The sequence below is a fragment of the Sinanaerobacter chloroacetimidivorans genome, assembly GCF_018128545.1.
GTDB lineage: Bacteria > Bacillota > Clostridia > Peptostreptococcales > Anaerovoracaceae > Sinanaerobacter > Sinanaerobacter chloroacetimidivorans.
The window spans coordinates 38,013-63,332 of record NZ_JAGSND010000018.1 but is presented as its reverse complement, the minus strand read 5'-3'; the positions used below and the strand labels follow the sequence as shown (position 1 = coordinate 63,332).

At 46.0% G+C, this 25,320-nt stretch carries 20 protein-coding genes and 2 tRNA genes; 4 read left to right on the top strand and 18 right to left on the bottom strand.

Going from position 1 to position 25,320, the window contains the following annotated elements:
- From KCX82_RS18940 to KCX82_RS18885, 13 genes are all read right to left on the bottom strand, one after another.
- Positions 1 to 2,459, bottom strand: a 2,459-nt coding sequence (locus tag KCX82_RS18940) for a GLUG motif-containing protein (RefSeq protein WP_264373329.1), incomplete at its 3' end; no start/stop codon positions are given.
- Between the two features lie 166 nt (positions 2,460 to 2,625).
- Positions 2,626 to 2,859, bottom strand: coding sequence for a DUF2442 domain-containing protein (locus KCX82_RS18935; protein ID WP_227020055.1), 234 nt, complete (start codon positions 2,857 to 2,859; stop codon positions 2,626 to 2,628).
- 100 nt (positions 2,860 to 2,959) lie between these two features.
- Positions 2,960 to 5,434, bottom strand: a complete 2,475-nt coding sequence (locus KCX82_RS23175) for a winged helix-turn-helix domain-containing protein (RefSeq protein ID WP_227020054.1) — start codon at positions 5,432 to 5,434, stop codon at positions 2,960 to 2,962.
- A gap of 557 nt (positions 5,435 to 5,991) precedes the next feature.
- Positions 5,992 to 6,067, bottom strand: a tRNA-Ala gene (locus KCX82_RS18925).
- Between the two features lie 281 nt (positions 6,068 to 6,348).
- A complete protein-coding gene (lpdA, locus tag KCX82_RS18920; RefSeq protein WP_227020053.1) occupies positions 6,349 to 7,734 on the bottom strand; it encodes a dihydrolipoyl dehydrogenase in 1,386 nt (461 codons plus the stop codon).
- A gap of 11 nt (positions 7,735 to 7,745) precedes the next feature.
- Positions 7,746 to 9,038: a 2-oxo acid dehydrogenase subunit E2 gene (locus tag KCX82_RS18915; protein ID WP_227020052.1), complete on the bottom strand. Its 1,293-nt coding sequence runs from the start codon at positions 9,036 to 9,038 to the stop codon at positions 7,746 to 7,748.
- 54 nt (positions 9,039 to 9,092) lie between these two features.
- Positions 9,093 to 10,106 carry an NAD(+)/NADH kinase gene (locus KCX82_RS18910; protein WP_227020051.1) on the bottom strand — a complete coding sequence of 338 codons (1,014 nt, stop codon included), beginning with the start codon at positions 10,104 to 10,106 and terminating at the stop codon, positions 9,093 to 9,095.
- Complete coding sequence (locus KCX82_RS18905) at positions 10,107 to 11,075, bottom strand: alpha-ketoacid dehydrogenase subunit beta (protein WP_227020050.1); 969 nt, start codon at positions 11,073 to 11,075, stop codon at positions 10,107 to 10,109.
- Positions 11,072 to 12,061, bottom strand: coding sequence for a thiamine pyrophosphate-dependent dehydrogenase E1 component subunit alpha (locus KCX82_RS18900; protein WP_227020049.1), 990 nt, complete (start codon positions 12,059 to 12,061; stop codon positions 11,072 to 11,074). Before KCX82_RS18900 ends, KCX82_RS18905 begins: the two co-directional genes overlap by 4 nt.
- Complete coding sequence (locus tag KCX82_RS18895) at positions 12,058 to 12,438, bottom strand: Lin0512 family protein (RefSeq protein WP_227020078.1); 381 nt, start codon at positions 12,436 to 12,438, stop codon at positions 12,058 to 12,060. Before KCX82_RS18895 ends, KCX82_RS18900 begins: the two co-directional genes overlap by 4 nt.
- A 285-nt stretch (positions 12,439 to 12,723) precedes the next feature.
- On the bottom strand, positions 12,724 to 14,682 hold the full coding sequence (locus KCX82_RS18890; protein ID WP_227020048.1) for a sigma-54-dependent Fis family transcriptional regulator: 1,959 nt from the start codon (positions 14,680 to 14,682) through the stop codon (positions 12,724 to 12,726).
- Between the two features lie 224 nt (positions 14,683 to 14,906).
- Complete coding sequence (locus tag KCX82_RS23040; RefSeq protein ID WP_264373328.1) at positions 14,907 to 15,029, bottom strand: hypothetical protein; 123 nt, start codon at positions 15,027 to 15,029, stop codon at positions 14,907 to 14,909.
- A gap of 249 nt (positions 15,030 to 15,278) precedes the next feature.
- A tRNA-Val gene (locus tag KCX82_RS18885) sits at positions 15,279 to 15,355 on the bottom strand.
- 188 nt (positions 15,356 to 15,543) lie between these two features.
- On the opposite strand from KCX82_RS18885, the gene KCX82_RS18880 reads away from it, so the two are divergent.
- Positions 15,544 to 16,584, top strand: coding sequence for an SPFH domain-containing protein (locus KCX82_RS18880; protein ID WP_227020047.1), 1,041 nt, complete (start codon positions 15,544 to 15,546; stop codon positions 16,582 to 16,584).
- 110 nt (positions 16,585 to 16,694) lie between these two features.
- The gene (locus tag KCX82_RS18875; RefSeq protein WP_227020046.1) at positions 16,695 to 16,871 is read left to right on the top strand and encodes a type II toxin-antitoxin system antitoxin; all 177 of its coding nucleotides are present in this window, start codon (positions 16,695 to 16,697) and stop codon (positions 16,869 to 16,871) included.
- A 52-nt stretch (positions 16,872 to 16,923) separates the two neighbouring features.
- Here the strand turns inward: KCX82_RS18875 and KCX82_RS18870 are convergent, their stop codons facing one another.
- From KCX82_RS18870 to KCX82_RS18855, 4 genes are read right to left on the bottom strand one after another with little or no spacing between them, the layout of a single operon-like run.
- The gene (locus KCX82_RS18870; protein ID WP_227020045.1) at positions 16,924 to 17,616 is read right to left on the bottom strand and encodes an NAD(P)H-hydrate epimerase; all 693 of its coding nucleotides are present in this window, start codon (positions 17,614 to 17,616) and stop codon (positions 16,924 to 16,926) included.
- A gap of 19 nt (positions 17,617 to 17,635) precedes the next feature.
- A complete protein-coding gene (locus KCX82_RS18865) occupies positions 17,636 to 19,348 on the bottom strand; it encodes a WG repeat-containing protein (protein WP_227020044.1) in 1,713 nt (570 codons plus the stop codon).
- A gap of 13 nt (positions 19,349 to 19,361) precedes the next feature.
- Positions 19,362 to 21,302: a M56 family metallopeptidase gene (locus tag KCX82_RS18860; protein ID WP_227020043.1), complete on the bottom strand. Its 1,941-nt coding sequence runs from the start codon at positions 21,300 to 21,302 to the stop codon at positions 19,362 to 19,364.
- A 2-nt stretch (positions 21,303 to 21,304) separates the two neighbouring features.
- Entirely contained in the window at positions 21,305 to 21,706 is a 402-nt protein-coding gene (locus KCX82_RS18855) for a BlaI/MecI/CopY family transcriptional regulator (protein WP_227020042.1), read from the bottom strand.
- A 181-nt stretch (positions 21,707 to 21,887) separates the two neighbouring features.
- On the opposite strand from KCX82_RS18855, the gene KCX82_RS18850 reads away from it, so the two are divergent.
- On the top strand, positions 21,888 to 22,568 hold the full coding sequence (locus tag KCX82_RS18850; RefSeq protein WP_227020041.1) for a DNA alkylation repair protein: 681 nt from the start codon (positions 21,888 to 21,890) through the stop codon (positions 22,566 to 22,568).
- A 17-nt stretch (positions 22,569 to 22,585) separates the two neighbouring features.
- Here KCX82_RS18850 and KCX82_RS18845 read toward each other — a convergent pair whose 3' ends face one another.
- Complete coding sequence (locus KCX82_RS18845; protein WP_227020040.1) at positions 22,586 to 23,419, bottom strand: deoxyribonuclease IV; 834 nt, start codon at positions 23,417 to 23,419, stop codon at positions 22,586 to 22,588.
- 295 nt (positions 23,420 to 23,714) lie between these two features.
- On the opposite strand from KCX82_RS18845, the gene KCX82_RS18840 reads away from it, so the two are divergent.
- A complete protein-coding gene (locus KCX82_RS18840; protein WP_227020039.1) occupies positions 23,715 to 25,301 on the top strand; it encodes an exosporium glycoprotein BclB-related protein in 1,587 nt (528 codons plus the stop codon).
- Positions 25,302 to 25,320: the final 19 nt, after the last annotated feature.

Sequence of the window (25,320 nt, the reverse complement as noted above, 5' to 3'; positions counted from 1 at the left end):
ACCGATATAAACGGCACGCTCACCGCAATGGTGAAGTCTTTCTTGTAATTTGTTCCCACTGCCGTGCCGTCAGTAATCGTTGCAGTCACCGTAACGGTGCCTGCATTTGCGGCGGAAAGAGTGTTTCCGCTGATGGTGGCACCGGTAGTCCCTGCATCCTTCACACTCCAAACGATGGTTTGGTTTGTTGCTCCGGCGGGCGCCACCGCGCCGGAAAGCGTCAGCGGTGTTCCTGCGGTCATCGCAGTCGGTATTCCGGTGATGTCAGTGACCGATATAAACGGCACGCTCACCGCAATGGTGAAGTCTTTCTTGTAATTTGTTCCCACTGCCGTGCCGTCAGTAATTGTTGCAGTCACCGTAACGGTGCCTGCATTTGCGGCGGAAAGAGTGTTTCCGCTGATAGTGGCGCTGGTTCCTCCATCGATCTTAATGCTCCAGCTGATAGTTTTATTCGTTGCATTCACCGGATCCACCGCGCCGGAAAGCGTCAGCAGTGTGCCTGCGGTCATCTCGGTCGGTATTCCGGTGATGTCAGTGACCGGAACCATTGCAATAGTAAATACCTTAGTAGAATCAACTGTTAACGTATAGTTGTTTGCGAGGAAGGCGCCGTTATCTGTAATCGCCAGAGTACCCTGGCTGATGGCGTAAGTTCCCGCCGCTTCGCCGACGGCACGAGAGAGCGTTCCGCTAAAAGCAGGCGTCTCTCCGCTGATATTTCCACTGTAGTTATAGGTCAGTACGGGTTCCGCAACGCCTGCTGCCTTTTGCTGACCGCTATCAGGCGTAATCGTAAGTGCCGCTTTGTTGATCGTCAGAGTTGTCGCCGCAGAGACGGCGCTGCCATAGAGGCTGTCCGCTGCAACCGTCGCTTTTACATAATAAGTCCCTGCATTGATAGGGGCTGCAATTTCTGTGTTGCAGGCTGCGTCAGAATAATATTTGTAGCTTACGTTGCCGCCGGATCCGCTCAGTGATGCAACGTCAGCTGATGTATATGCCACAGCCACACCGTTATATTGAACGGTCTTATTCTTCAGTGAAATCGTTGAGGCTGATCCGGTATCGAACACCGGATATCCGTTGTTTGATGAAGTGCTATCGGCTTTCCAACCATAGCATGCAATTCCTGTTGCCGCTCTTCCGAGATTGAGTGCATCAATGACGGATGCAACTGTTCCTCCTAAGGTCTTGGTTGAGTCGTCTGTGTAAGAGGTATAGTACTGTATCGATGCCGCCCCGCCTTTCATCTCGGCGTCGGTTAGCTGAACCACATCTGACTTGGCAGGAGCGCTGTCTACTCCTATCGGAGCATCGCCGTATACACAGTAAGAATTGTAAATTTTAGAAACATTCTCACCCACCAGAGCGCTGCGTTTCGCATCCGCACTTGTGTTCGTTAACGCAATGGATCCCGCCGCGTAACAGTTTTCGATCCCGGTGGCCCAGACATCTTGATATCCGACCAATCCCCCGATGCGCATCGCGAAATTCGGAGAAGTACTTCCGTTGACATTATAAATATTGCGGTTTGCATAGCAATTTATTATCTTACCATATGTAAAGCAAGAACCTACCAGCCCTCCGATATACGGAACTTCACTGCCAACGACCATGTCGGGGTTTACAACAATACCCCGTTCGGCTGTACTCCCTACAGGAGCAACAGAATAGCTGTTTTTAACAGTGGTACTGGAAATTCTTCCAACTAAACCTCCGGCATCCGCATAATAACCTATAGCCACTTTAACATCCGAATAGCACCGATCTATTGTGGAGCCTGATGCAACGCCCACCAGGCCGCCGACAGCGGGTTTATATGTACCAGCGCCGGCCGAGGTAGCATTATGCCCGATCGTGACTGCTTTGTCTCCTGTGGAATAGCAATTGGTGATCGTCGTGCTTTCCGCAAGGCCGACAAGCGCGCCTAACCATACGGAATTTTTGCCTTCAAGGCTCATACCTGAATAGGAACTGCTGGTAGTGTTGACTCCCAGATTTTGTATTGTTGCTCCGTTTGTCTGGCCAAACAAGCCCCCGTGTACATAGTCCTGATTCGGGCCGGTAACTCCTGAGCCAAAGTGAACATCTTTAACATAATAACCATTACCGTCAAAGTGTCCTTGAAAAAAAGTATCATTTGCAGGTGACGTTGATAAATATCCGATTGGCTCCCATACGTGGGCGCTAACGTCTATATTAGTCGTCAACTTAAAATATTTGCTTGAGTAAGTTGTTCCGTTATTGACCTGCTTAGCCAGATATGCCAGCTGTTCTGCCGTGGCAATCTGGTACGGGTTTGCCTGGCTTCCGTCTCCGCCGGCAAACCCCGATCCGGCAAAATCCGCCCAGGTTCCGGCAAAAGCATGAACCTCTGTCATGCCCATGGGCAGCGAACCTAATATGACGGTAAGCGCCAACAGAACAGATATGATTTTCTTTATAAATTTTTTCATAAATCATTTCTCCTTTTGTTATTGATTTCATCACACTGGGCGCAGCTGTTGTAATCAGCCCAGGCAAAACAAAATCCACCATACAAATTGTATGGTGGATCAAAACACATTTCTATTACCCACTGGGTAAAAATTCGCGGGATGATTTCTTTTGTGACAGCATTCGCTAGCTTATCTGCGCAATTTCAAAAATTTCTGTTATTGATATTTCAATAAATTCATTCCATTTTATGCTGTAGCCATCTGTTACCGCACTGCAGAAAAGCGCTCTGTCCCGGAGCTGCTGAAACCTTATTGTATTCAATTTATGCTCCATATTCAGCGTTACGATCGTCCCGTTGTCGAATCCAACCTTAATCATAAAATTACGCATGGGCTGGACACTTGTAATAGTGGGCATGAAAAAACTCCTTCCGACCTAAAAAATCCATCTTGCTTTGATTATAGGACGGATTTTCGGAACCGGCAATTACCCAGTGGCTCATAATATTTTCTCCGGGTTAAAGAAACATTTCTTTTTTCAGCAGAACCCGTGAGTTAATCCCCAGTTTGCTGAAAATACTTTTCAGCTCTCGTTTTACCGTATTTGGCGATATGTATAAGGAGCTGCCGATCTCCTTGTTGTTCAGGCCTTCCATGACAAGCAAAGCAACTTCCTTTTCCCGTGCGGTGAGCCTGGGGGGTTTACGGGTAAAATGCTCCAGATTGATTTTGCTGACAGCGGCACGGTATAGACTGCCGACGCTCATGACCTCTTTGATAAATCCGGAATACTTTTCTTCCCGAATGACAAGATGAAGCAGGGGCTCCAGTCCGTCCGCATTCTCCACAAACGGTAGAATAAGGCCATCTGGCGCCGCCATATCGATTGATCTTTTCAGAGCCTTTACACCCGCGTCAGTCCGTGACAGCTGGCAGTTTGCCGCAGCAACATAGATTTCAATATAGATCGACGCCAGCAGGTTGGGAAAAACAGAAGCCTGCTGTAAAAATTCTCCGGACAGACCCAGAAGCTTGGTTGCCTTTCTCTGTGCCAGCAACGTTTTTCCCAAGACAATATTGGCAAAGGCGATACTGGGAGGAAACATATTCTTCAGATATTCTTCCTCCATAAGCCAGTCGGAGATGTTGTCAGCCTGTCCAAGACAGGCATGGAGATACGCATCACACAGTTCAATGGTATAGATCAGCGTATAGACCTGTTTTTCTTTTATTTCCTCGCGCATCTGCAAAAGCAATGACTGGGCCTGAGAAAAATTACCTTTCAGCAGAGCCAGTCTCATCAGCAGGAAGTTTGCGCAAAGAACAATATCCAGATTCTGATCACTTGATCTTGCCTCATTGATCGCTTTAAAGGTCAAAATCTCTGCGTTTTCAAATGCACCGAGATGATATTGCCATTCGGCTTCCATGAGATTACTTGCTCCTCTTCCATGTCCGTCGGTACTGGCACTATAATTTGAAGTGTTTTGATAGTATTGTATCGTATGTTTTAACGCGCCAGCTTCTCTGTGATACAAGCATAAAACCGAGGGCGAGCCGAAGGTCCAGCTGTTGTTGCTGGTAAGGGATTTCGGCGGGAATCGCAGAAGGGATTCCGCTTTTGCAAAATGCTCACCCATCATAAACATATCGTTGAAAGATGCAATACCAAGCACAAGTTCATACTCTCCCATCAACTGGTTTTTTTCCTCTGGATCAAGTACTGGGTTGTTTTCAAGGCACCACAGAAACTCTCTGCACGCTGCTTCGAATAATGCCAACTCACTGAAATTAACCAGCATGATGATCATAAAGACTAAAATTGCAACGGGATGCTCTCTTTTTACTTCCACAGGACACTTGTCGTAGTGCTCCGCAATAAACTCTTTCTGTTCGAAAAAAATGCTGTCTCCTTTGTCTTGTTCCAACGCAGTCAGGAAACCGTTATAGTCCTTTGCTTTGCAGAAGCTCTTCATGGAAAGCAGGTATTCCTTGTTTTTTAGATATAATTCCCCCATTTTTCTCCATATATCTTCCATCTTCTTTTCGTCGAGCAAACGAAACCGCTCTTGGAGGCAGGAGGAAAATATGCTGTGAAAGCAATAGCCTCCGCTATCGGGATCGAGGATAATAAATGCATTATGCTCCATCAGCAGTTTCAGCAATTGTCCTGCGTTCTGATTCCACATGTACTCGGCCTGCTGTAGGCTGAATTGATCAAAATGGCAGACAGACATTAAAAAGGCTTTTACGTCCTCATCAAGCGGTTCGTATACCGCATGATAAATCAACTCCGATATACTTTTCGTCAGAACAAAAGCTCCGTGCAGTTCATATTCCCGCGCCAACAGATACAGGGCGGAGACCCAACCCTCGGTGCGGCTGTATATTTCCGACAGCTCTTTTTCATTAATTTTAATTCCGCAAATGGCATAGTATTCCTTAATATCAGAAGGCGAAAATTGCAGTGCCTGGATGCCGATATAATTGATAATCCCCTTCAGCTGTAGTTCACTGGTGTTCTTAAAAACAGATGTCCTCGAAAGAATAATCAAATGTAGTTCTGCCGGCACATTGCGCACAAATACCTCTAGAAAATCATCGACCTCCGGAGTTTTCACAAAATGGTAATCATCGATTACGAGAAATGATCTTTTCTGTAAATGCAGTTGTTCCAGCAATGACATGGCTTCGCGTTTCATCAAGCTCTCTTTTGGCATGCCGATTTTCTTCAATTGATTTCCGCAGCCTGCGTCAATCCTGGATATGGCCTGGCAAAAACCGGCCCAGAATTCTGTGTCCCCTTGGTCATAGACACTTTGCCATATTACATCTGCATCAATTGTAGACAGGAAATTTCTAACTGCTGTAGTTTTGCCATATCCCATCGGCGCCTGGATTAGAGTACCAGGATAATTGGGAATCATGCCGAGGCTGTTCTGTATGTATTTGTTGAAATACAATGCTTTTGTATTTATGATTCTATTTGCCACGAATAAATTGCTCCAATCATTCGTATGCCCGCAGGCAATATATTCATATTATACCACATTAACTTTGCCACGGCAAAAGCCTCGACGCGGCTTCGGACTTCGATCGCCGAATCAGTATGCCATGTATCACGCAAATCCCCCATTCTCCTACCAAACACAAAAAACGCCGCATAATTGCGACGTTTGGTGTTTGGTGGAGAATAGGAGGATCGAACCACCTTCCCAACATGCTGACGCATGTTCCGCATGGGGCTCTGCCCCCTATCGGCGGCATCTGACGATGCCTGTCACCCCCGGAACGGTGATCCGTATATCGCTCTATTTCAACATTAATCGTCAATTGCAGTAAAATCTACAAATCAGATATTTGTGATTTCTTTGCATAAGTTCGCCGACAATTTTTTTCAAAAATTGGGCGAGCTAGTATGCGATATACTCTAATCAGGAGATTCCATCTCCCGATACCCTCTTGGTCAGGGGTTCTCTCCCCTTTACTTTCATTAGATGCAAAAAAGTACCCTCGAGACCAACTTTGCTTCGAGGGTACTTTTTTACATTGGTGGAGAATAGGGGGATCGAACCCCTGACCTCCGCATTGCGAACGCGGCGCTCTCCCAGCTGCGCTAATTCCCCATAGTTTACAACTTTCCAGATTGTGTTATTTGCCTTTTCCTGGTTGGGGTTTCTTTGATGGCAGCTCCCACCGGATAAAATCCCGGCCTTACCCCTTAGCCGCCATGAGTTAAATATAGCACTCTGCCCTATAATTTTCAATTCTATTTTATAAATTTAATAAAATTTTTCCAGTAATTTATTAAGCAAAGTCAGAAGCTGTTTTACTTCCTCTTCGTATAAAAATACTGTCCCGGAGCAATAGGAATTTAGCTGCTCCGGGACAATTGTTTTCCCAGCTTTTACAGATTGGGAATATGAATGGCTCGTTTTTCCCCTGCCAATGCCGATTCTCTTACTGCCTCACCCAGCGTGGGATGGGCATGGATGGTGGAGATCAGCTCTTCCAGAGTGGCTTCCAGCCTGATTGCCAATGCCCCTTCGGTAATGAGATCCGTAGCTCTTGGCCCCAGGATATGCATTCCGAGAACCTCTTTATATTTTGCATCAGCAATGATTTTGATCATTCCCTCACCGCCGTTCATGATAAGTGCTTTGCCGTTTGCTGCCAAAGGAAACTTTCCAACAATATAATCAATCTTCTTTTCCTTTGCTTTTTCTTCTGTTAGTCCCACTGCGGCAAACTCAGGCTCCGTATAGACACAGGAGGGATTGGTTTGCTCCAGATAAACTCCTGCATGACCGAGCGCATGCTCTGCAGTGAGTTCTCCCTGTGCGGAAGCAATATGAGCGAGCATGACAGGACTTGCACAGTCTCCGATAGCATATACATTGGGCTGGCTCGTCTGCATCCATTCATTTACTGTGATTCTGCCCCGCTCCGTTTTAATATTTGCCTTCTGAAGCTGCAAGGACTCCGTATCAGCGCGCCTTCCCACGCAAACCAGAACCTTTTCACCTGAAATGACTTCTTCCTTGCCCTGGGCCTCCACCCGCACTCCGGCACACTTTTGCTGATCTTCGATGGACACCACCTTGGTAGCGGTAAGAATCTTAATCCCCTTTCGCTCCAAATTTTTTCTCACTATCCTTGTTAGTTCCCCATCCATCATAGGAAGAATCTCAGGCATCATTTCAACAATAGTGATTTTTGAACCAAAGGCAGAATAGGCAGTAGCCAGTTCAATGCCGATGACGCCTCCCCCTATGATCACCATAGACGAAGGTACCTCCTCCAAACTCAGCGCTCCGGCGCTGTCTATACAGCAAGGATGTTCAATACCTGGAATAGGAGGAAGAAAAGGAACAGAACCCGATGCTATGATGATTTTGTCAAAGGTAGCTGCTTGTACTCCATTCTCTGATCGAATCCGCAGTGTATCAGCTCTTTCGAATTCCGCAGTTCCCTTTATATATTTAATCTTATTTACCTTCATAAGCCCTGTAACACCGGAGACCAGCCGTTCTACCACTTCCGCCTTATGAGCCTGAACCTGCTTGAAATCAAGCTTGGGTTCTGCCATAATGCCGACATTGCTTCCGTTTTTGACCTCTTCATAAAGACCGGCACTGTGAAGCAGTGCCTTTGTAGGAATACATCCCACATTCAGGCAGGTTCCTCCCAGCTTATCCTTTTCAATCAAGGTGACCTCAGCTCCAAGCTGAGCGCCCCGTATAGCAGCCACATATCCTCCCGGACCGCCTCCAATTACTGCGATTTTTACCATAATTCCGCCTCCTATAGCATGAGCAGATATGGATTTTCCATATTCCTCTTTAACTGGGACAGAAATTGCGCAGCCACCGCTCCGTCCACAGCTCTGTGATCTGCCGTCAGAGAGACCTTCATCAAGGGCTTCATCACGAAAGTACCACCCTCATAGACAGGAGCTTTCTGAATGGTATTGACCCCTAAAATAGCCACCTCCGGCAAGTTGATAATGGGAGAAAAGCTCTCGATACCGTACATGCCCAAATTGGTGATGGTAAAGGTACCTCCCTGCAGGGCATCCGGAGCCAGGTTTCCGTTCTTTGCATCCTCCGACAAGGAAAGAAGCTCCGTTGAAATTTCCGTGATTCCCTTCTGATGAGCATTTCTGATCACTGGTACCAGAAGGCCATCCGGGAGTGCCACAGCAATTCCCATATTGACGTAGTTCTTGTAAATCAGGTTCTCTCCGTCTATGGTACAATTCAGCAGCGGAAATTCCAGCAGAGTTCTGGCTGCAATATAGGTTAGAATATCCGTATAGGATATTTTGATAGTTTCCTTTTTCATTCCATCTTTCATGGACTGGAGGGCTGACATGTCGATGCTGATGTCATAGGTTACCGTCGGGCAGGTACTGTGGCTGGCACCCATTCTCTTTGCAATAACCTTTCTCATAGCGCTCATAGGCACCACGGCCTCCGTCGCTCTTTGCTTCGGTTGCGGTCCCTGCTTCACAAAGGCAGCCACATCCGCCTTTGAGATCCTTCTGCCCTCAGCAGAAAGCTCAGTCAGATTCACATCTAGCTCAGCTGCCATCTTTGCCGCTACAGGGGTTGCCTTTACTTTGACAACTCCCGACGTATCTCCCCCGGATACCGGGAGATCCTCCTGATATTCCTCCACATCTTTCAAAATGATGCGTCCCTTGGGTCCTGTTCCCTGGATTTTTTCAAGGGTAATCTTTTTTTCCGCCGCCAGTTTTTTTGCAGCAGGAGATGCGATAATCCTCTCTGCTTTGCCGCCCTCTTTGGGTGTTTCCGCCGTGGTACCACCTGCTCCTGCCAGACCGCTGATATCCTCTCCGGCGGTTCCGATAATCGCCACCGGCTCCAGGCAGGGAGCAGTTTCACCTTCGGGTATGATAATTTTAAGAAGAATACCATCTTCTTTTGACTCAACATCGTTTGTCAGTTTATCTGTTTCTACTTCATAAAGGATTTCTCCCGCACGTACAGAGTCTCCTTCCTGTTTATGCCATTTTGCTATGATTCCTTCTGTCATTGTCAGACCCAGCTTCGGCATAACCAATACACTTGCCATCTATTTTTCCTCCTTACTAAGATTCCTAAATTAGGGCTTACCTTCCTTTCAAAATCAGATCTTCGGAAGCCGCTCCTGTCGGAACCGTCCCTCACGACAGGCCTTCTCCAGGGTTCCTCTGACGTCTACACGCCAGGGACCTTCTCTCGTGATGCGAAGGACCAGGGAATCTTCCTCACGCAGCAGCAGTTCCCGCTCTCCGTCAAGGGCTGCCATGCAGGTTCCCTTCCGCTGATATTCGTAATCCTGGTTCAGCATCAGCCTTCCATGCTCTCCCACACCAAATCCCTGCAGTAAACCTGCGGCTACCGGTGCAAGGACACCATCGGCGGAATGGTTTGCTTGCAGCAGATAGCCAAAGTCATCCTCCGGGGATACCATGGCAAGACTGCCCGGAATGGCTGAAAATCCAATACTGGCCGGATGACATCTTGTTACTGCAATCTCCCTGATTCGTCCAAGATCCCAAACGGCCCTGGCTCCTACACAATGGTCCATTGTAATCACTGCATCGATGAGGGCAATATCTGCAAGCTTTCCATTTACATAGAGTTCAATCCGTTTATCTTTGCAGCATACCTCCTTTGGGGAGGCTGCTCCTGCCGCAAAGGCTGCGGCCATGCCTGCCACCGTCCCCTCCACCATCATGGGGTATACATTGTTCGTTCCTGTGGAAACTGGCAGAATCGGAGTCTCCCTGATGCCCTTGGCTACTGCACGGCTGGTGCCGTCTCCTCCCAGAACGACTACACATCCGACTCCCAGCTCTTCCATTTTCTTTGCCGCTGCGGTGGAATCATGGGTACAGTCCTTGCAGGTCATCTCCAGCATCTTACATTCGGCCTGCAGCCTTCCTTCCGCTAAAAGCTCTTTCGTTACCCGCCAACCCATTTGAAAGGAATCTGGCATGAAAAAGATATGTCCTACCCCAAAACTTTGCGCCGCCAGCACGATCCGTTTCAGAATATTAATTTTCTCCTGATTATCGATTACCGTTGCATAGGACACCAGTCGCCGGATATCCTTCCCGGATGCCGGATTTGCAATGATCCCAATGGAAGTGCCCACTTATACGATCTCCTTTACGGCCTTTACCACATCCTTCGCATTCGGCAGCACATACTGCTCCAGGCATACGGCAAATGGAATCGGGGTGTTCAACGCGCCAATCCTGATGATAGGGGCATCCAAAAAATCAAAATATTCTTCGGAAATCATAGCGGAAATTTCTCCTCCATAACCACCCCGTTTATTTTCCTCCGTTATGATGACCACCCGGTGGGTCTTTTCCAGAGATGACCGTATCAAAGCCTTATCCAGCGGGTACAGCGTCCGTGGGTCCAGCACTTCGCAGCTGATTCCGTCCTTTTCCAGTTCTGCGGCAGCGGTCAGTGCTTCCTGAACCATTTTACCGGTAGCAATGACGGTGACATCGGTGCCCTGACGTTTTATATCTCCCTTTCCAAGAGGAATAGGGCTGAAATCGATGACCTCCCCTTTTTGTGCATACATAGCCTTATGTTCTACAAACATGACAGGATCATTATCATCAATGGCGGACAGCATCAGACCCAGAGCATCCTGGGGAGTGGAGGGATAAACCACCTTCAGTCCCGGAACGTGAGTGAGCCAGGCTTCCAGCGATTGGGAATGCTGAGCTGCTGCGGATACACCGCCTCCGGCCGGCAAACGTACTACCATGGGGAGGCTGATGTGTCCACCAAACATATACCGCATCTTGGCTGCCTGATTCACAAGCTGATCCATGCCCACCGTAAGAAAATCAATAAACATCAGCTCCGCAATAGGCTTCAGTCCCGTTGCGGCTGCTCCTACAGCACAGCCGATGATAACGCCTTCCGAGATCGGGGTGTCCCTTACCCGTTCCGCTCCAAATTCTTCATACATTCCGGCAGTAACACCAAAGCATCCGCCAAAGGCTCCTACATCCTCGCCGAATACCAATACATTCTTGTCTTCCCGCATTCTTATGCTCATACCTTCCCGGATTGCTTCACCATAGGTCATCTTCTTCATCGTACACGTACCTCCTCAATGATATCGTAATAAATATCCTCAACTGCTTTGGAAATCTCCGGTTCCGGGCTTTCAAGAGCAAAGGCTACCGCCTCTTCGATTTCTTTGTCAATAGATGCGTCAAGCTTCTGAATGGACTCCTTCGTCAAGATATTATTTTCGGTAACAAATCGGACGAGTTTTGGAATAGGATCTTTTTCCAGCCATTCCTCCTGCTCCTCCGTAGGCTTGTAAGAACCTGGATCTCCTTCAAAATGACCTCGGTGCCGGTAGGTTTTACATTCCAAAAGTGTAGGTCCAAGTCCGCTTCTCGCACGTTTTACCGCTTCCTCAGCCGCTTCGGCTACGGCAAAAATATCATTTCCGTCCACGGTAATTCCCGGAATGCCGTATGCAGCGCCCCGATCCGAAACATCCTTGATGGCCTGATGTTTTGCTTGACTCATGGAAATCCCGTAGTAATTGTTCTCACACACGAAAACTACCGGAAGCTTCCATACGCTTGCCAGATTCAGTGATTCGTGAAAGGTTCCTTGATTGGTGGAAGCATCGCCGAAAAAGCAGGCACACACTTGGTCCGTTCCCCGGTATTTTGCCGACAAACCAGCCCCCACAGCAATGTTGTGCCCGGCCCCTACAATTCCATTGGCGCCCAGGATCCCCTTTGAAGCATCCGCAATATGCATGGAGCCTCCTTTTCCCTTGCAGTATCCCGTGGACTTCCCGAAAAGCTCAGCCATCATAAATTTCAGATCTCCGCCTTTGGCAATAATATGTCCATGCCCCCGGTGGGTACTGGTGATATAGTCGTCTTCTCTGAGGTGCCTGCATACTCCCGTAGCCACCGCTTCCTCACCGATATATAAATGTACAAATCCCGGAATTTTTCCTTCTGCAAAAACATTCATGGCAGTAGTTTCAAATGCACGAATTTTCTTCATACTGATATACATATCTCGTATGACCTTCTCATTTACTTTCATCATTCTATCTCCTCTTTTCCATTCAATAATCCTTCCTGACCGATAATCCAGACCTCGATGCAGGCAACAGCCACTTCGATACTGTCATCCTTGTCCCCGAATCCCGGAAGGTAAAGGCCCGGGACCCGAAATCCTCCCTGGACCGCTTTCACGTTGACAGTTCCAACAGGCAGGCAGCGCTTCACCGATTCCTTTTGAATTTGATCAGGATCCGATACCGCTACCGTAACCTCCACTCTAACCTTTTCATCAAAATCCCGGATGTGCAGAACCTCCTCGAGACCGCACAGGCAGCTTTTTGAGATGGCATCATTTACCGCTTTCTGAGCCGCCTTGTTCACATCCTGGCCGTGAAAATCCATTCCAAGGCCAAATTCTATTATGTATCTGCCTATCTTCCCTCTCTCCTTTCCTTCTGTTTATTACCGACTTTATATAGCAGATATCATGCCAAGGCTCCAATGTATGTATCAATTTCGAAAAAATACTGAAGTCATCTAGGGGAAAAAGGAATTTTACTTACTTTACATAAGGAAAAAAAATAAGAAAAAGAATAATTCAGATAAAAAAAATATATTTCTTAAATTAATAAGAAATATATTTTCTCGTTTTCGTATATTTTTGTATCAGTGACTCGAAAAATATCTCACTTTCGTAAATTTCATTTAGATACTCTTACGAATTTCTCTTGTACTGATTCCGTACTTTTTTAGCCTGCGGTAAAGGGCTGCCCTGCTGATAGCAAGTCTTTCCGCTGCAAGGTCAACATTTCCGCCGCAGCCTCTCAGGATCTCCTGTATATTTTCTCTTTCAATCTGTTCCAGGGTCAATACACCATATCCTCCGGGTCCGTTTCCTGATCCCTGTAACTCTATAGTCTCCAGGGTATCATACAGCGGCACTTGGACCGAAAGGGTATCTCCCGTACTGATATAGAAGTTACGTTCAATGTAGTTCTGGAGTTCCCGGACGTTGCCGGGCCAGTTGTAGGACTGAAGATGCCTGATGAAGCTTTCCTCCATACTCTTTTTCTGTTCGGGATACCGCTCATTAAAATGTTCTAAAAACTGCAAGGCACAGTAAGCGATATCCTCCGGCCGTTCCCGAAGAGGAGGTATGTTTAATTTTAAAACGTTAAATCTAAAGTAGAGATCCTCCCGGAAGGTCTTCTGCAAAACTTCTTCCTTCAAATTCCGGTTGGTGGCCACAATAATTCTGATGTCCAGTTTCTTTTCATATTTACCTCCCAGACGCTGGACACTGTGAAGCTGTGCCACCCGCAGCAGCTTCGCCTGAAATTCCAGGGGCATTTCACCGATTTCATCCAGAAAAATAGTTCCGTGATCAGCTAGTTCAAATTTCCCCGGTTTTCCTTCCTTTAAGGCACCGGTAAAAGCTCCTTTTTCATATCCGAAAAGTTCGCTTTCCACCAGATCTCTGGGAATAGAGGAGGAATTCACCGCCACAAAGGGGCCTTCAGCACGATTGCTTGCGTTGTGAATCGCCTGGGCAAACAATTCTTTTCCGGTACCACTTTCTCCTTCAATTAGGATACATCCATCATATTTTGCATATTTTTTGGCCATTTGTATCGTCCGTTTCATCAACGGATCCTGGGCATAGATATGGTCAAAGGTGTAGGATGCATGGTTTCCGGTTACTTTGTTTACCGTTTGCAGCAAGCTTTCCAGCTTATTAAAGGAGACGGAAAAGCCGTTTAACTTTCCATCGGAAAGAATCGGAACCACGCTGGCACTGCAGGCAAATACCGGCTTATTCAGCTTCAGCTTGCAGTCCGTCCGGCTGTACTGCTTTCCTGACGTCCTCCATTCCGGATTATCCCAGGCAACCTCCGGCATAATATCTCGGAAGTCGTGATTTGACAATTCCTCCAATTGAATGTTCAGGATACTTTGAGCAGAACGGTTCATCCAAATGCTGCGAAAGGTATGATCCAGGAGAATAATACCGTCTGAGGAGCTGTCCAATGCGGTACGCATCAGTTCCATACTGTGCCTTTGCAAAATTTGAGTCTCAATGGCAAAAGACGCCGCCGTAACGATACCCAGTGAGTGGCTGTGAACGGCTTCCGCGCTGCCCGAAATGTTGATGCAGCCCACCACTTCGCCGTTGATACCGTGGATAGGGGCTGCAGAGCAGGTCCACTCATGGTGGGTAAGGCAATAATGTTCGGCTCCGCTCATCTGAATCTGTATATTCTGGTCCAGAGCAATGCCGATAGCATTGCTTCCCACCTCCTCATCACTCCAGAGCATTCCGGTCTCAAAGCACAGGTTTTCCGCCTTCTCATTAATGGTTCGATCACCGATAGTATCCAGGATATAGCCGCAGCTGTCTGTCAGCACCAATAAAAAATGTGAGTCTATTACAATTTGAAACAAATTCTTCATAATAGGGCCGGCGATCTCCATCAGCCACCGGTTTTCCTTCAGAATGCTTTTTAAAATAGAATCCGGTACCTTTTTCCCCCGCCCATCAAAGGGATCTACGCTGACCTGCCGGCATTTCCTCCAGGAAGCTGCCACTGCAGCCGGTACCTTCTCGTCCAGCTTATCATGATAGATAAAATCCTCCCACCGCCGCTTCTTTTCTTCCAGTGTCATTCTGCCCCCTCCTTATGTTATTTGTTTCTATATTATCGATTATGAGAATTTTATCACAAATTACATGGTTTCGGTTATATTATTTACGAAATTGATAAAAAAAGACAACCTGACTGCAATTGAATGATTGCCGGTTGCCCGTGGAGGAGAGAAGAATATATAAACAGTCAAAAGACTGGTTTCACACTTTATGATACTTTTTTAAATTCGCAGATAGGAAACTCCTACCTTTGACTGATCCAGACAGCATTTTCTACATTTTCATCAATCTCAGTATCAAACAGGATATCTGCGAAAAAGGTTTCACTACCTTCGAAATAATAATACTCTTCCATATTTTCAATCACTCCTTTCTTCTTTGCTATGGTTTCAGTATACTCTGCATATATTAGAATATGATTATAGTTTTGTTAATTGTTCTTAACATAAATTTTTTTTGAATCGTATTTAAATTTTTATATATCACGAATGAAAACTATAGTGTTTTTTTATTATAATGTTTTCAGAATATTATTTTATGATCTATAGAGATTTCTAGTATAAAAGGCAGCTGAAAGCTGCCTTTTATACTGTCCTGACTATTCAGAATTAAAAAATGGTGGGCGATATTGGATTCGAACCAACGACTTCCACCTTGTGACGATGGCACTCTAACCGGCTGAGTTAATCGCCCGCACACCATTGAAAACGGAATTGGAAAATATACCCTAATTATCTGCTCTTTTTTCTTTTCTGTCAATATCTTAAACCTACAAAAAATAAAATTTCCTGTTATTTGTTGACAGCAGGAAATTTTGGTTATAATATAAATATGATATCAAAATGATATCATGTCAGAATAGACAGAAAGGGGTTTTTTATATGTCTGATAATGCTACAACAATAGAGAAAAAATTACACTACGAGGAAATCATTCCAAAAGCATGGAACGGCATGCTCATGCTGATCGGAAACATTGTTCTGATGCTTGCCTCACTGGCAGGATTTATTTACGGTATGACTTTAATTTCCGTGTCCAATACGCCGCCTAACGTGGCCATTGTAGTAATAAGCGCCGTTTATCTTTTCCTCATCGGCCCCATCCTTTTCGGCGGACTGAAAATATTGAAACCAAACGAAGCTTTGGTTCTTACCCTCTTTGGAAAATATTACGGGACACTGAAGGGAGAAGGATTTTTCTTTGTAAATCCGTTTGTCTCTGCCTTTAATCCCGCAGCGGCTTCTTCTGCATCCGCTGCCTCCCAAGTGCTGGAACAGGCCGTGGGAACCACAGGGAAGCATGGTCAGGCAGCGGCAGCCTACAAGAGAAGCAGCAAGATCATTTCTTTAAAAACCATGACGTTGAATAATGAAAAACAAAAAATCAACGATGAACTGGGCAACCCGATTATCATAGGAATTGTGGTCATCTGGAGGGTAGTCAATACCGCGAAGGCTGCCTTTAATGTAGACAATTATACGGAATTTTTATCGATTCAATGTGATTCTGCTCTGCGGAATATTGTGAGGCTCTATCCATATGATGCCCCCGTTGAAAACGGTGAAAAATCTTTGAGGGGAAGCAGTCAGGAAGTAGCGGAGCGTTTGAAGGTGGAAATCCAGTCCAGAGTAGAAATTGCAGGGCTTGAAATCACCGAGGCAAGAATCACACATCTCGCCTATGCGCCGGAAATTGCGGCTGCAATGCTCCAAAGACAGCAGGCATCTGCCATCATCGCCGCCAGACAGATGATCGTGGAAGGTGCCGTTGGCATGGTAGAGATGGCCCTGGATAAATTAAATGAAAAAGAAATCGTTCAACTCGATGAAGAGAGAAAGGCTGCCATGGTCAGCAATTTATTGGTGGTCCTTTGCGGCAATAAAGAAGCACAGCCAATCGTAAACAGTGGTTCCCTTTATTAAAAAAATGTGCTATCTTATTAATATTATGGGCGGAATCCTTCCGCTAGGATCGATTTATTAATTTACACAGTCATCGATGGGGAGCTTATGGAAAGGCGGTATAATTTCAGATGGAAAATAAAGAGAAAGATAAAAAGCAATTGTTGCTGCGATTATCACCGTCTCTCTGGCAGGAACTGGCCGCCTGGGCGGAAGACGACTTTCGTTCCATCAATGGGCAAATAGAGTATCTCCTGACAGAATGTGTGAAGCAGCGCAAAAAAACGAGGAAAAATTCCGAGGAATAAAAAAAGGCAAGCTGAAAGACAAAATGATTTGTCAGAAGGCTTGCCTGTTTTATTATGAGATGCCAATGTCTACGCAAAGGATCTTTCCGCAATATCTTTGCGCTTTTTCTAACCTGTGGGCCGGTTTACATCGATGAAAGACAATGGTGTGGTCTGCAATGACGGTATCCGGATCAGCCTCGCCGGTATCTCCGTTCAGTCCGCTTGGAACATCCAAGGCGTAGATAACTCCAAAGGAACGGTTTATCAGTTTTGCCGCTTCCCTGGCCGATTCTTTCAGTTTCCCGTGATATCCCGTTCCGTAGATTGCCTCTACGATGATATCCGCTTCACCGGCGGACGTCAAATCGATCACCGGAATGGACAGCTCATCACACAGCTTCTTGTTTTTTACCGCATCCTCGGTTTTGGGTTCCCCATCCACCAGCACCAAGGTAACATTACCGCCCCCTTCAGATAACTTTCGGGCTGCAACAAAGCCATCCCCGCCGTTATTTCCTCTTCCGCAAAAAACAAGTACCCTTTTGCCCTGTATCTCTTCTCGACCCAGGATAAAATCCGAAGCGGCGGTGCCTGCATTTTCCATCATTTGATAATAGGATAGGCCCCCTTCTGCAGCTTTTCGCTCGATCTCTTTCATTTCTGCACTAGTTATAACATCTTCGTCGCCCAATTGCCCGTTTAACTCCTTATTTAGTTGTCCATTCCTCTGATCTGTCATCTCTTTTTGTGTAATCCCAGCCATCCAACCAGTTTCTCCTTTCCTAATTCAATAATAGTAATTTATAATAAGTACCCCCAATTTGATATCGGATTCCGGACGGATCTCCGACTTCCCCCGGTACCTGCCTTACCTTTTCTTTCTTTAACTGCTCAAAAGCCATTTTATATGCTGCCGTTCCCCGGATATCCGGATTCTCCTTCCTCAAGCTGTAAGCATACAGTTCCAGCTCTCCTGCGTATACCTCTCTGCCTCCAACGGTGGCGATGACCGTTCTGTCCTCAATCCAAAGCTCCGGATCAACCCCTCTTGCCGGTTTTGGAAGGGGGTTTTCAATAAATCCCCAACGGTCGTTTACCCTGATACCGATAAGGCCCTCGCTTGACGGTGTGACGGACCTGAAATTGGCAGGAAGAAGGATGTTTCCAAATCGATCCTTTAGTCCTTTCTTGACTAAATCATCACGAAAGATATCCTCCCCCGTTTCTTCGGTATAGATTTTCAGACCCTCATTGTAATCATATTCGAAATAATTTTCCTCCGGAACATATTCCAGGATATTGCCATTGCGGTCAATCCTCGCCCTTTCCCCGGTTTCAAGGGTCACCAGCGCGTAACCGTTTGTAAAGCTATGTGCATCCAAATAGCCCTGCTTGATGGTTTTCTCACCATTTTCATCAAGATAACAGAATTTATTAGATTCCTTATCATGTGCGGGGAAACATCCCTCACTGAAACCCTCCCAAATATCATACTTCTGATAAATGCTCTCCGGCAGCAGCAGCTTGCCTTGCTTGTCAAGGTAATTCCCGTGGGTTCTTTTATAATATTTTGGGTCCTTTACTTCTACGTAAGCATAGCCATCTGAATATTTACCGATCCATTCATAGTCGGTCTCAAACAATACCTTCCCCTGATCGTCAATGACGATCCACTGCCCGTCTCTTTTTACCGGGGCAACGCCTTCGTTAAAATCCATAGCGGAATCATAAATCATAGGGATCTTTTGCCGCCCCTCTTTATCAATGTACCCCCACTTGCCTTTCCTCTCCACCGCAGCCAGACCTTCGCTGAAATTCCAGGCGGAATCATATTGGAAAGGGATCACGGATTTGCCGGTTTTATCAAGGTAGCCATACTTGCCTTGCTCACTCAAAGGGACAAGTCCTTCTGTAAACTGCGGCCAGCTTCCTTCATATTCCGGTTCGAGGACCCAGTCAATGTTCTCCGTAATGCTGATCGGATCACTGTTTTTCCAATCCATATAGGACAGGAGTCCGAAGATAAAAGCCACAAGCAGGCAGAAGGCCACAATTCCTTGTGCAAGCTGGGTTTTCAGGTATCTTCGCTTGCGATCGTGGTCAGAAAAATAATCTTTATTTACCCGGAGCAGCGTCCATATTTCAAAAGCAATAATAAAAAAATAAGCGGCGATACAATAGGTAACCCAGAAAAGAAAAGGGAATTTCCTATTCTGAAAGAGCATACTGTTTGTAAATACAAAAATAAATACAGGGATGCCGGTATACCAGGGTCTCTTTAAATTAGCCCGGTCAAAAAAGAAAAGTTTTTTTAAAGTATCTGTTCTATGAGTTTTATTATTTTTATAATTTAGAGTTTTAGCAGCTCTTTGTTCTTTTTCGGTTTCTGCAGAAGAGGGCTTCTCTTTAAAAAGATACCCTTCCACCAGCTTGACGGGCAAAACAATTAAAATAACGATAAGCGCCAGATAAAAAGGTGCATTTACTGTAACCATGTTTTCCTCCTGCTTACTGAACCATGCATTCTACTTTCGTCCATTTTCCATTTTCGTACTGATAATAGCTTATGATGGTTGCCGTAATATCAGGAAGCGTAACATATACGAATTCTTCCGTTTTTAACACTCCCAGTTCCGGATTTACGGTAAAGGAATGTTGAAGCTCTTCATCGTCTCCTTCCAGAAAAGTGATTCTGGTTAGAGTTTTATTGATGGCTTCCTGCCCCCAGGTCTGATAGCCTTCCACGTCATAGGATGTTAAAGGGGCTAAAATATACTCTTCAGATTCCTCTTTCTCTCCATCAGGAAACTTTTGAAAGCCTATAGCCGCCACAGGGTAATCTTTCGGATATTGCTCCTGATCGTAGAGATAGGTGAAGGTACGGTTTTGCAAAGTCGTATCATTTCTATTTTGTATATCCTGCGGATCTATGATTTCAATTTTAGTGCTATTCTCCAGGGGGGATAGATCTATCTGCTGGAAATAATTGTTTTGCCAAGTATAAAGCTCCCAGTACCCGGCACCAAAGGGCATTCCCCGGTAATCGACGGATACCAGAAGGGAAACCGAATCCGTTCCCTCCAGATTTATAATCTGAAGTCCGTAATCAACACCGGGCTCTGCATCTTTCAGTACTTGCTTCTCATTCGTTCTTACATGCTGTTCCTCATACCTGAGCCTGGCATTTCTACCTTCCTCCGAAACCAACAAAGAAAAGCTTCGTTCCTCCTTTCCGTCCCCATCCAAATCCATCGGAACGGTTATTGAGAAATCTTCCATTTGTAACTTTCGGTTTCCGGACTCGTCTGCTTCATAAGCATCCGTACTCCGGCTCAGCAAAGGCATCTTCCAGATACCCTGAACGATCTCAAATCGGCAGGCCGAAAAAATCAATGTAAGAATTAACACCGTCGACAGAGAAAGAATCCCCTTTTTCTTTTTCTTTTTGTCAAAGATATGATGGATGCGCATTTTCATCATTTCTTTCCCACCATGAAAGTTGGTTGAAACCAAAGGCCCATGGTAATCATCCATCTGCATCAGCTCCAGAATTCTCTCGCTGTAGCGTTTTCTCATGTCATCGTCCGCATCTTTCAAGGCCTCTTCATCACAGGATATTTCGATATCCCTGTTTGCAGCTTTCGTCATGAGATAGATCACGGGATTAAACCAGTGAACAGCATTGACGCAAAGCAAAACCATCTTAAACCAGAGATCATTCTTTCTGAAATGAATCAATTCATGTCTGATGATAACTTCCAGATCTGCTTTTTCATACTCCTCATGAGGCAAAAGCAGTACTGGTTTCCTGAGCCCTACGATCATAGGACTGGAAATTTTCCTGCAAATCAATATGTGAATGGATTTTTGAATTTCCATACTTTTTTTCAGTTCTTCAAAGGTATGAAGGATTTGTTCATCGGCTGTCTTACGGTACCATCGTTTTGCAGAATGCCGAAAGGACCAGTACATCCCCAGCCTCCATAGCAAAAAGGATAAAATACCGATCAAATATATAGTTGACATAATATTACTGACAGTTATCTTTCGGTTGACGTTTTTTCCCATCGATTGGTTGACGTTTTCTCCCGTCGAAAGGGTTCCATTATCGTTTGCTGACAACGGATCCTCATTTTTAGATTGGGGACCTTCCGCTTCTGTTCCCGCCTGGGAGATTCCGGGGGTATGATAAAGAACTTGAGGCTCCCGGTTTTGTACTTGATTTATAGAATAGGCAATTTCCCGATCCGGAAACTTCATCTCAAGAGGCGGCGCCGTGATTCCAAAATCAACAGGAAGCAGCAAACGAACCGAAAGCACCAGCCATATCACATAACGCCATTTGGCCGTATACCGTTCATTTACTGCCGGTGATAATATCATCAGGATAATGACAATCATAGAAACAGAAACAGAAATACCGGCCACGATAAAAAAAATTCGCTCCATTTCTATTCCTCCCCTGGTTTCTTCTCATGATTCAATTGTTCCATATAGCTCCTGAGCTCTTCCATATCCTGACTACTGATGGAACGTCCTTCATAAAGAGCTGCAACAAAACTTTTCAGCGAGCTTTTATGAAGTCTTTCCAGGAAGGATCTGCTTTCCATCTCAAGATAATCCTTCTCTGCTACCAGAGGCTCGTAAATGTTGAACCTTCCCTGCTTTTCTACGCTCAGGAATCCTCTTTCCACCAACCTGGATAAAAAGTTCAGAACGGTGGTTGCCACCCACTTCTTTTCACCTGCCAGCCGCTCCATAAGATAGGAAGAGGATACGGGTTCCCCTGCTTCCCATATAATCATCATAATTTCCAGTTCACTGTCCGGTAATCTCTTTATGATTTTACTCATTTTTCAATGCCCTTTCACTTTTTATTTTACAAATGTAAAATTTAATCATATTTTACATTTGTAGAATATGATTGTCAATGGCAAATTGTTAAATTTTGATTTTTCCACTCTGGGCTTCTTAAAAATGTTATACTGCTTATAAAAGAAAAACTTCCTTATTTGAAAAGACAGGAGAACAGCTATGTATCAGGAATTACGAGATCGATTGCATACGGAGTCAGAGCAAGGGTACAGAAACTTTCACATGAACTTAGTGCCCGGAATAGAGAACATTTTGGGCGTCAGGATGCCTACTCTCAGAAAGCTGGCGAAGGAACTGGCGAAAAATGACTGGCGAAGCTATTTAAAGGAAGCACCAGAGGATTACTATGAAGAAGTCCTTCTGAAAGGCCTTGTGATAGGCCTTTCAAAGTGCAGCTTGGAGGAGAAATTAAATGATATTGCAGATTTTGTTCCCAAAATTAACAATTGGGCTGTCTGTGACAGCTTCTGCAACAGCTTGAAGTTTACAAACAAGCATATGCCCGAGATGCTGGCCTTTATCGAGCCGTATCTTTCCTCTGAGGAAGAATTTGAAGTCCGGTTTGCAGTGGTTATGCTTCTGAGCTTTTATATAGAATCGAATCACATAGATCATGTGCTTTCTCTCCTCAATCAGGTGAAACACCAGGGCTATTATGTGAAAATGGCCGTAGCCTGGGCCCTCTCCATCTGTTACATCAAATTTCCGGAAAAAACCACACCGTGGCTGAAAACAAATCAACTGGATGATTTTACTCATAACAAAGCCCTGCAAAAAATCACCGAATCTCTTCGAATCGATCAGCAGACGAAAGGATGGATACGCAGTCTGAAGCGATAGCCTCTCTTTCTCATTGTCTATTCCTCATACAGATCCTTCAATATTTCAATCTCCTTTGCATAACCCGGCAATTCATTTGGGGTTTCCAGGTAAAACGGAAGCTGCCTCAGCTTCGGGTGATTGATAATATGATGGAAGGTTTTGATGCCAAGAGTGCCCTCCCCGATTTTTTCATGCCGGTCTTTATGGCTTGAGAAAGGGTTTTTACTGTCATTTAAATGAATGGCCCGAAGGCGTTCCAATCCGACAACCCGATCAAATTCTTCCAGCACGCCGTCCAGATCGTTTACAAGATCATATCCGGCATCATACACATGACAGGTGTCCAGGCAGACACCTATTTTGTCATTCCTCTCGACCTTATCAATGATCTCCCGCAATTCTTCAAAGGTTCCCCCTATTTCCGTACCTTTTCCGGACATGGTTTCCAATAAAACCGTAGTGGTTTGGTCTTTCTTTATAATTTTGTTCAGGATGGCTGCAATGAGTTCAATGCCATTTTCGATTCCTTGCCCCCCATGACTTCCAGGATGAAAATTATAGAGGTTATTCGGCAGATGCTCCATCCTCTCCAAATCGTCTATCATAACTTCCAATGCAAACTCTTTTGTCCTCTCACCTGTAGAACAGGGATTTAAGGTATATGGTGCATGTCCAAGCAATGGTGCAAATTCATGTTCTTCGCAAATCCGAATCAGCCCTGCCACGTCCCCCTGCTCAATTTTTTTGGCTTTGCTGCCTCTTGGATTTCTCGTAAAAAACTGAAAGGTATTGGCTCCGATTTCCAGTGCTTCTCTTCCCATATGACGAAATCCTTTTGAAGTAGATAAATGACACCCTATATTTAACATCTTACGACCTCCATTGATTGACTTTATTTCATTCATGCTCTCATACTTTTATTCTTTCATTATACCCACAAAAAAATGAACTAATATTCACTATCTATTTTTTTATCATATAATCATAAAAATTTAATTTCATGTCTATGAGTTTAACAAGATGTGTACCTGTATCATAAGATGTTAGAGGGATTTTATACTTCTAGGAAGCTGACTAAACATATCCCCTATGTATATTATAAGAATTCTGAAAGAATGAGAGATCTAAGAATAAGTAAGAAATCTAATGAAAGAGGAATTAACTATGTATAATATAAATCATCATTGTTGTGTACCCACCAGATGCTGTCGTGGACCGCAAGGGCCACGCGGACCTATCGGACCACGAGGGCCTCAAGGGCCGACCGGACCAACAGGACCTGCTGGTGCTACAGGTGCTACTGGAGCTACAGGTGCTACAGGACCTACCGGGCCAACCGGGCCTGCCGGTGCAACAGGTGCTACTGGCGCTACCGGCGCTACAGGACCTACCGGGCCAACAGGGCCTGCTGGTGCAACAGGCGCTACAGGTGCTACAGGTGCTACCGGTGCAACAGGGCCAACAGGACCTGCTGGAGCTACAGGCGCAACCGGTGCTACTGGTGCTACAGGACCTACCGGGCCAACCGGACCTGCTGGAGCTACAGGTGCTACCGGCGCTACAGGTGCTACCGGCGCAACAGGGCCTACCGGGCCAACAGGACCTGCAGGAGCTACAGGAGCTACAGGCGCTACAGGCGCTACAGGGCCTACCGGACCAACCGGACCTGCAGGAGCTACAGGTGCTACAGGTGCTACCGGTGCTACCGGTGCAACAGGGCCTACCGGACCAACAGGACCTGCAGGAGCTACAGGTGCTACTGGCTTAACAGGTGATACTGGACCAACGGGACCTGCAGGAGCTACAGGTGCTACTGGCGCTACCGGCGCTACAGGACCAACGGGACCTGCAGGAGCTACAGGTGCTACTGGCGCAACAGGTGCTACAGGGCCTACCGGACCAACAGGGCCTGCCGGAGCTACAGGTGCAACGGGCTTAACAGGTGATACCGGACCTACCGGGCCAGCCGGTGCTACAGGTGCTACTGGCTTAACAGGTGATACCGGGCCTGCCGGAGCTACAGGTGCAACGGGCTTAACAGGTGATACCGGGCCTGCCGGAGCTACAGGTGCTACTGGCTTAACAGGTGATACCGGACCTACAGGGCCTGCCGGAGCTACAGGTGCTACTGGCTTAACAGGTGATACCGGACCTACCGGGCCTGCCGGTGCTACAGGTGCTACTGGCTTAACAGGTGATACCGGACCTACAGGGCCTGCCGGACCTGCCGCAGGCGGTGCGATCATACCGTTTGCATCCGGCGGACCGATCACAATGACCACTGTTGAAGGTGGATTAGTAGGAACTACAGGTATCCTGGGCTTTGGAAATTCCGCTTCAGGAATTAGTATTGTAGGCGGAACCATTGACCTAACCGGCACTGTTCTAGGACCGACTATCAACTTCGGATTCTCTGTGCCTCGTGACGGATTAATCACTTCAATTGCAGGATACTTCACCTATACTGCCATATTAGACTTATTCCAGTCAACGGCCACGATAACTGCCCAACTATTTGTTTCCCCTACACCAAACAATATCTTTGTACCAACGGGTGCAGCTACCACATTGGATCCTGTGTTTACAGGAGTTGTTGGTCCTGGGGCTTTCAGCAGCGGCCTGACTTCAGGCCTTGCAATACCCGTAGGCGCAGGGGATCGCCTGTTGCTTGTATTCTCTGCAACAGCTGCAGGAATAACCTTGGTCAACACAATCATAGGCTATGCAAGCGGAGGCATTACCATCGAATAGTTTTATATGACCGCACGGA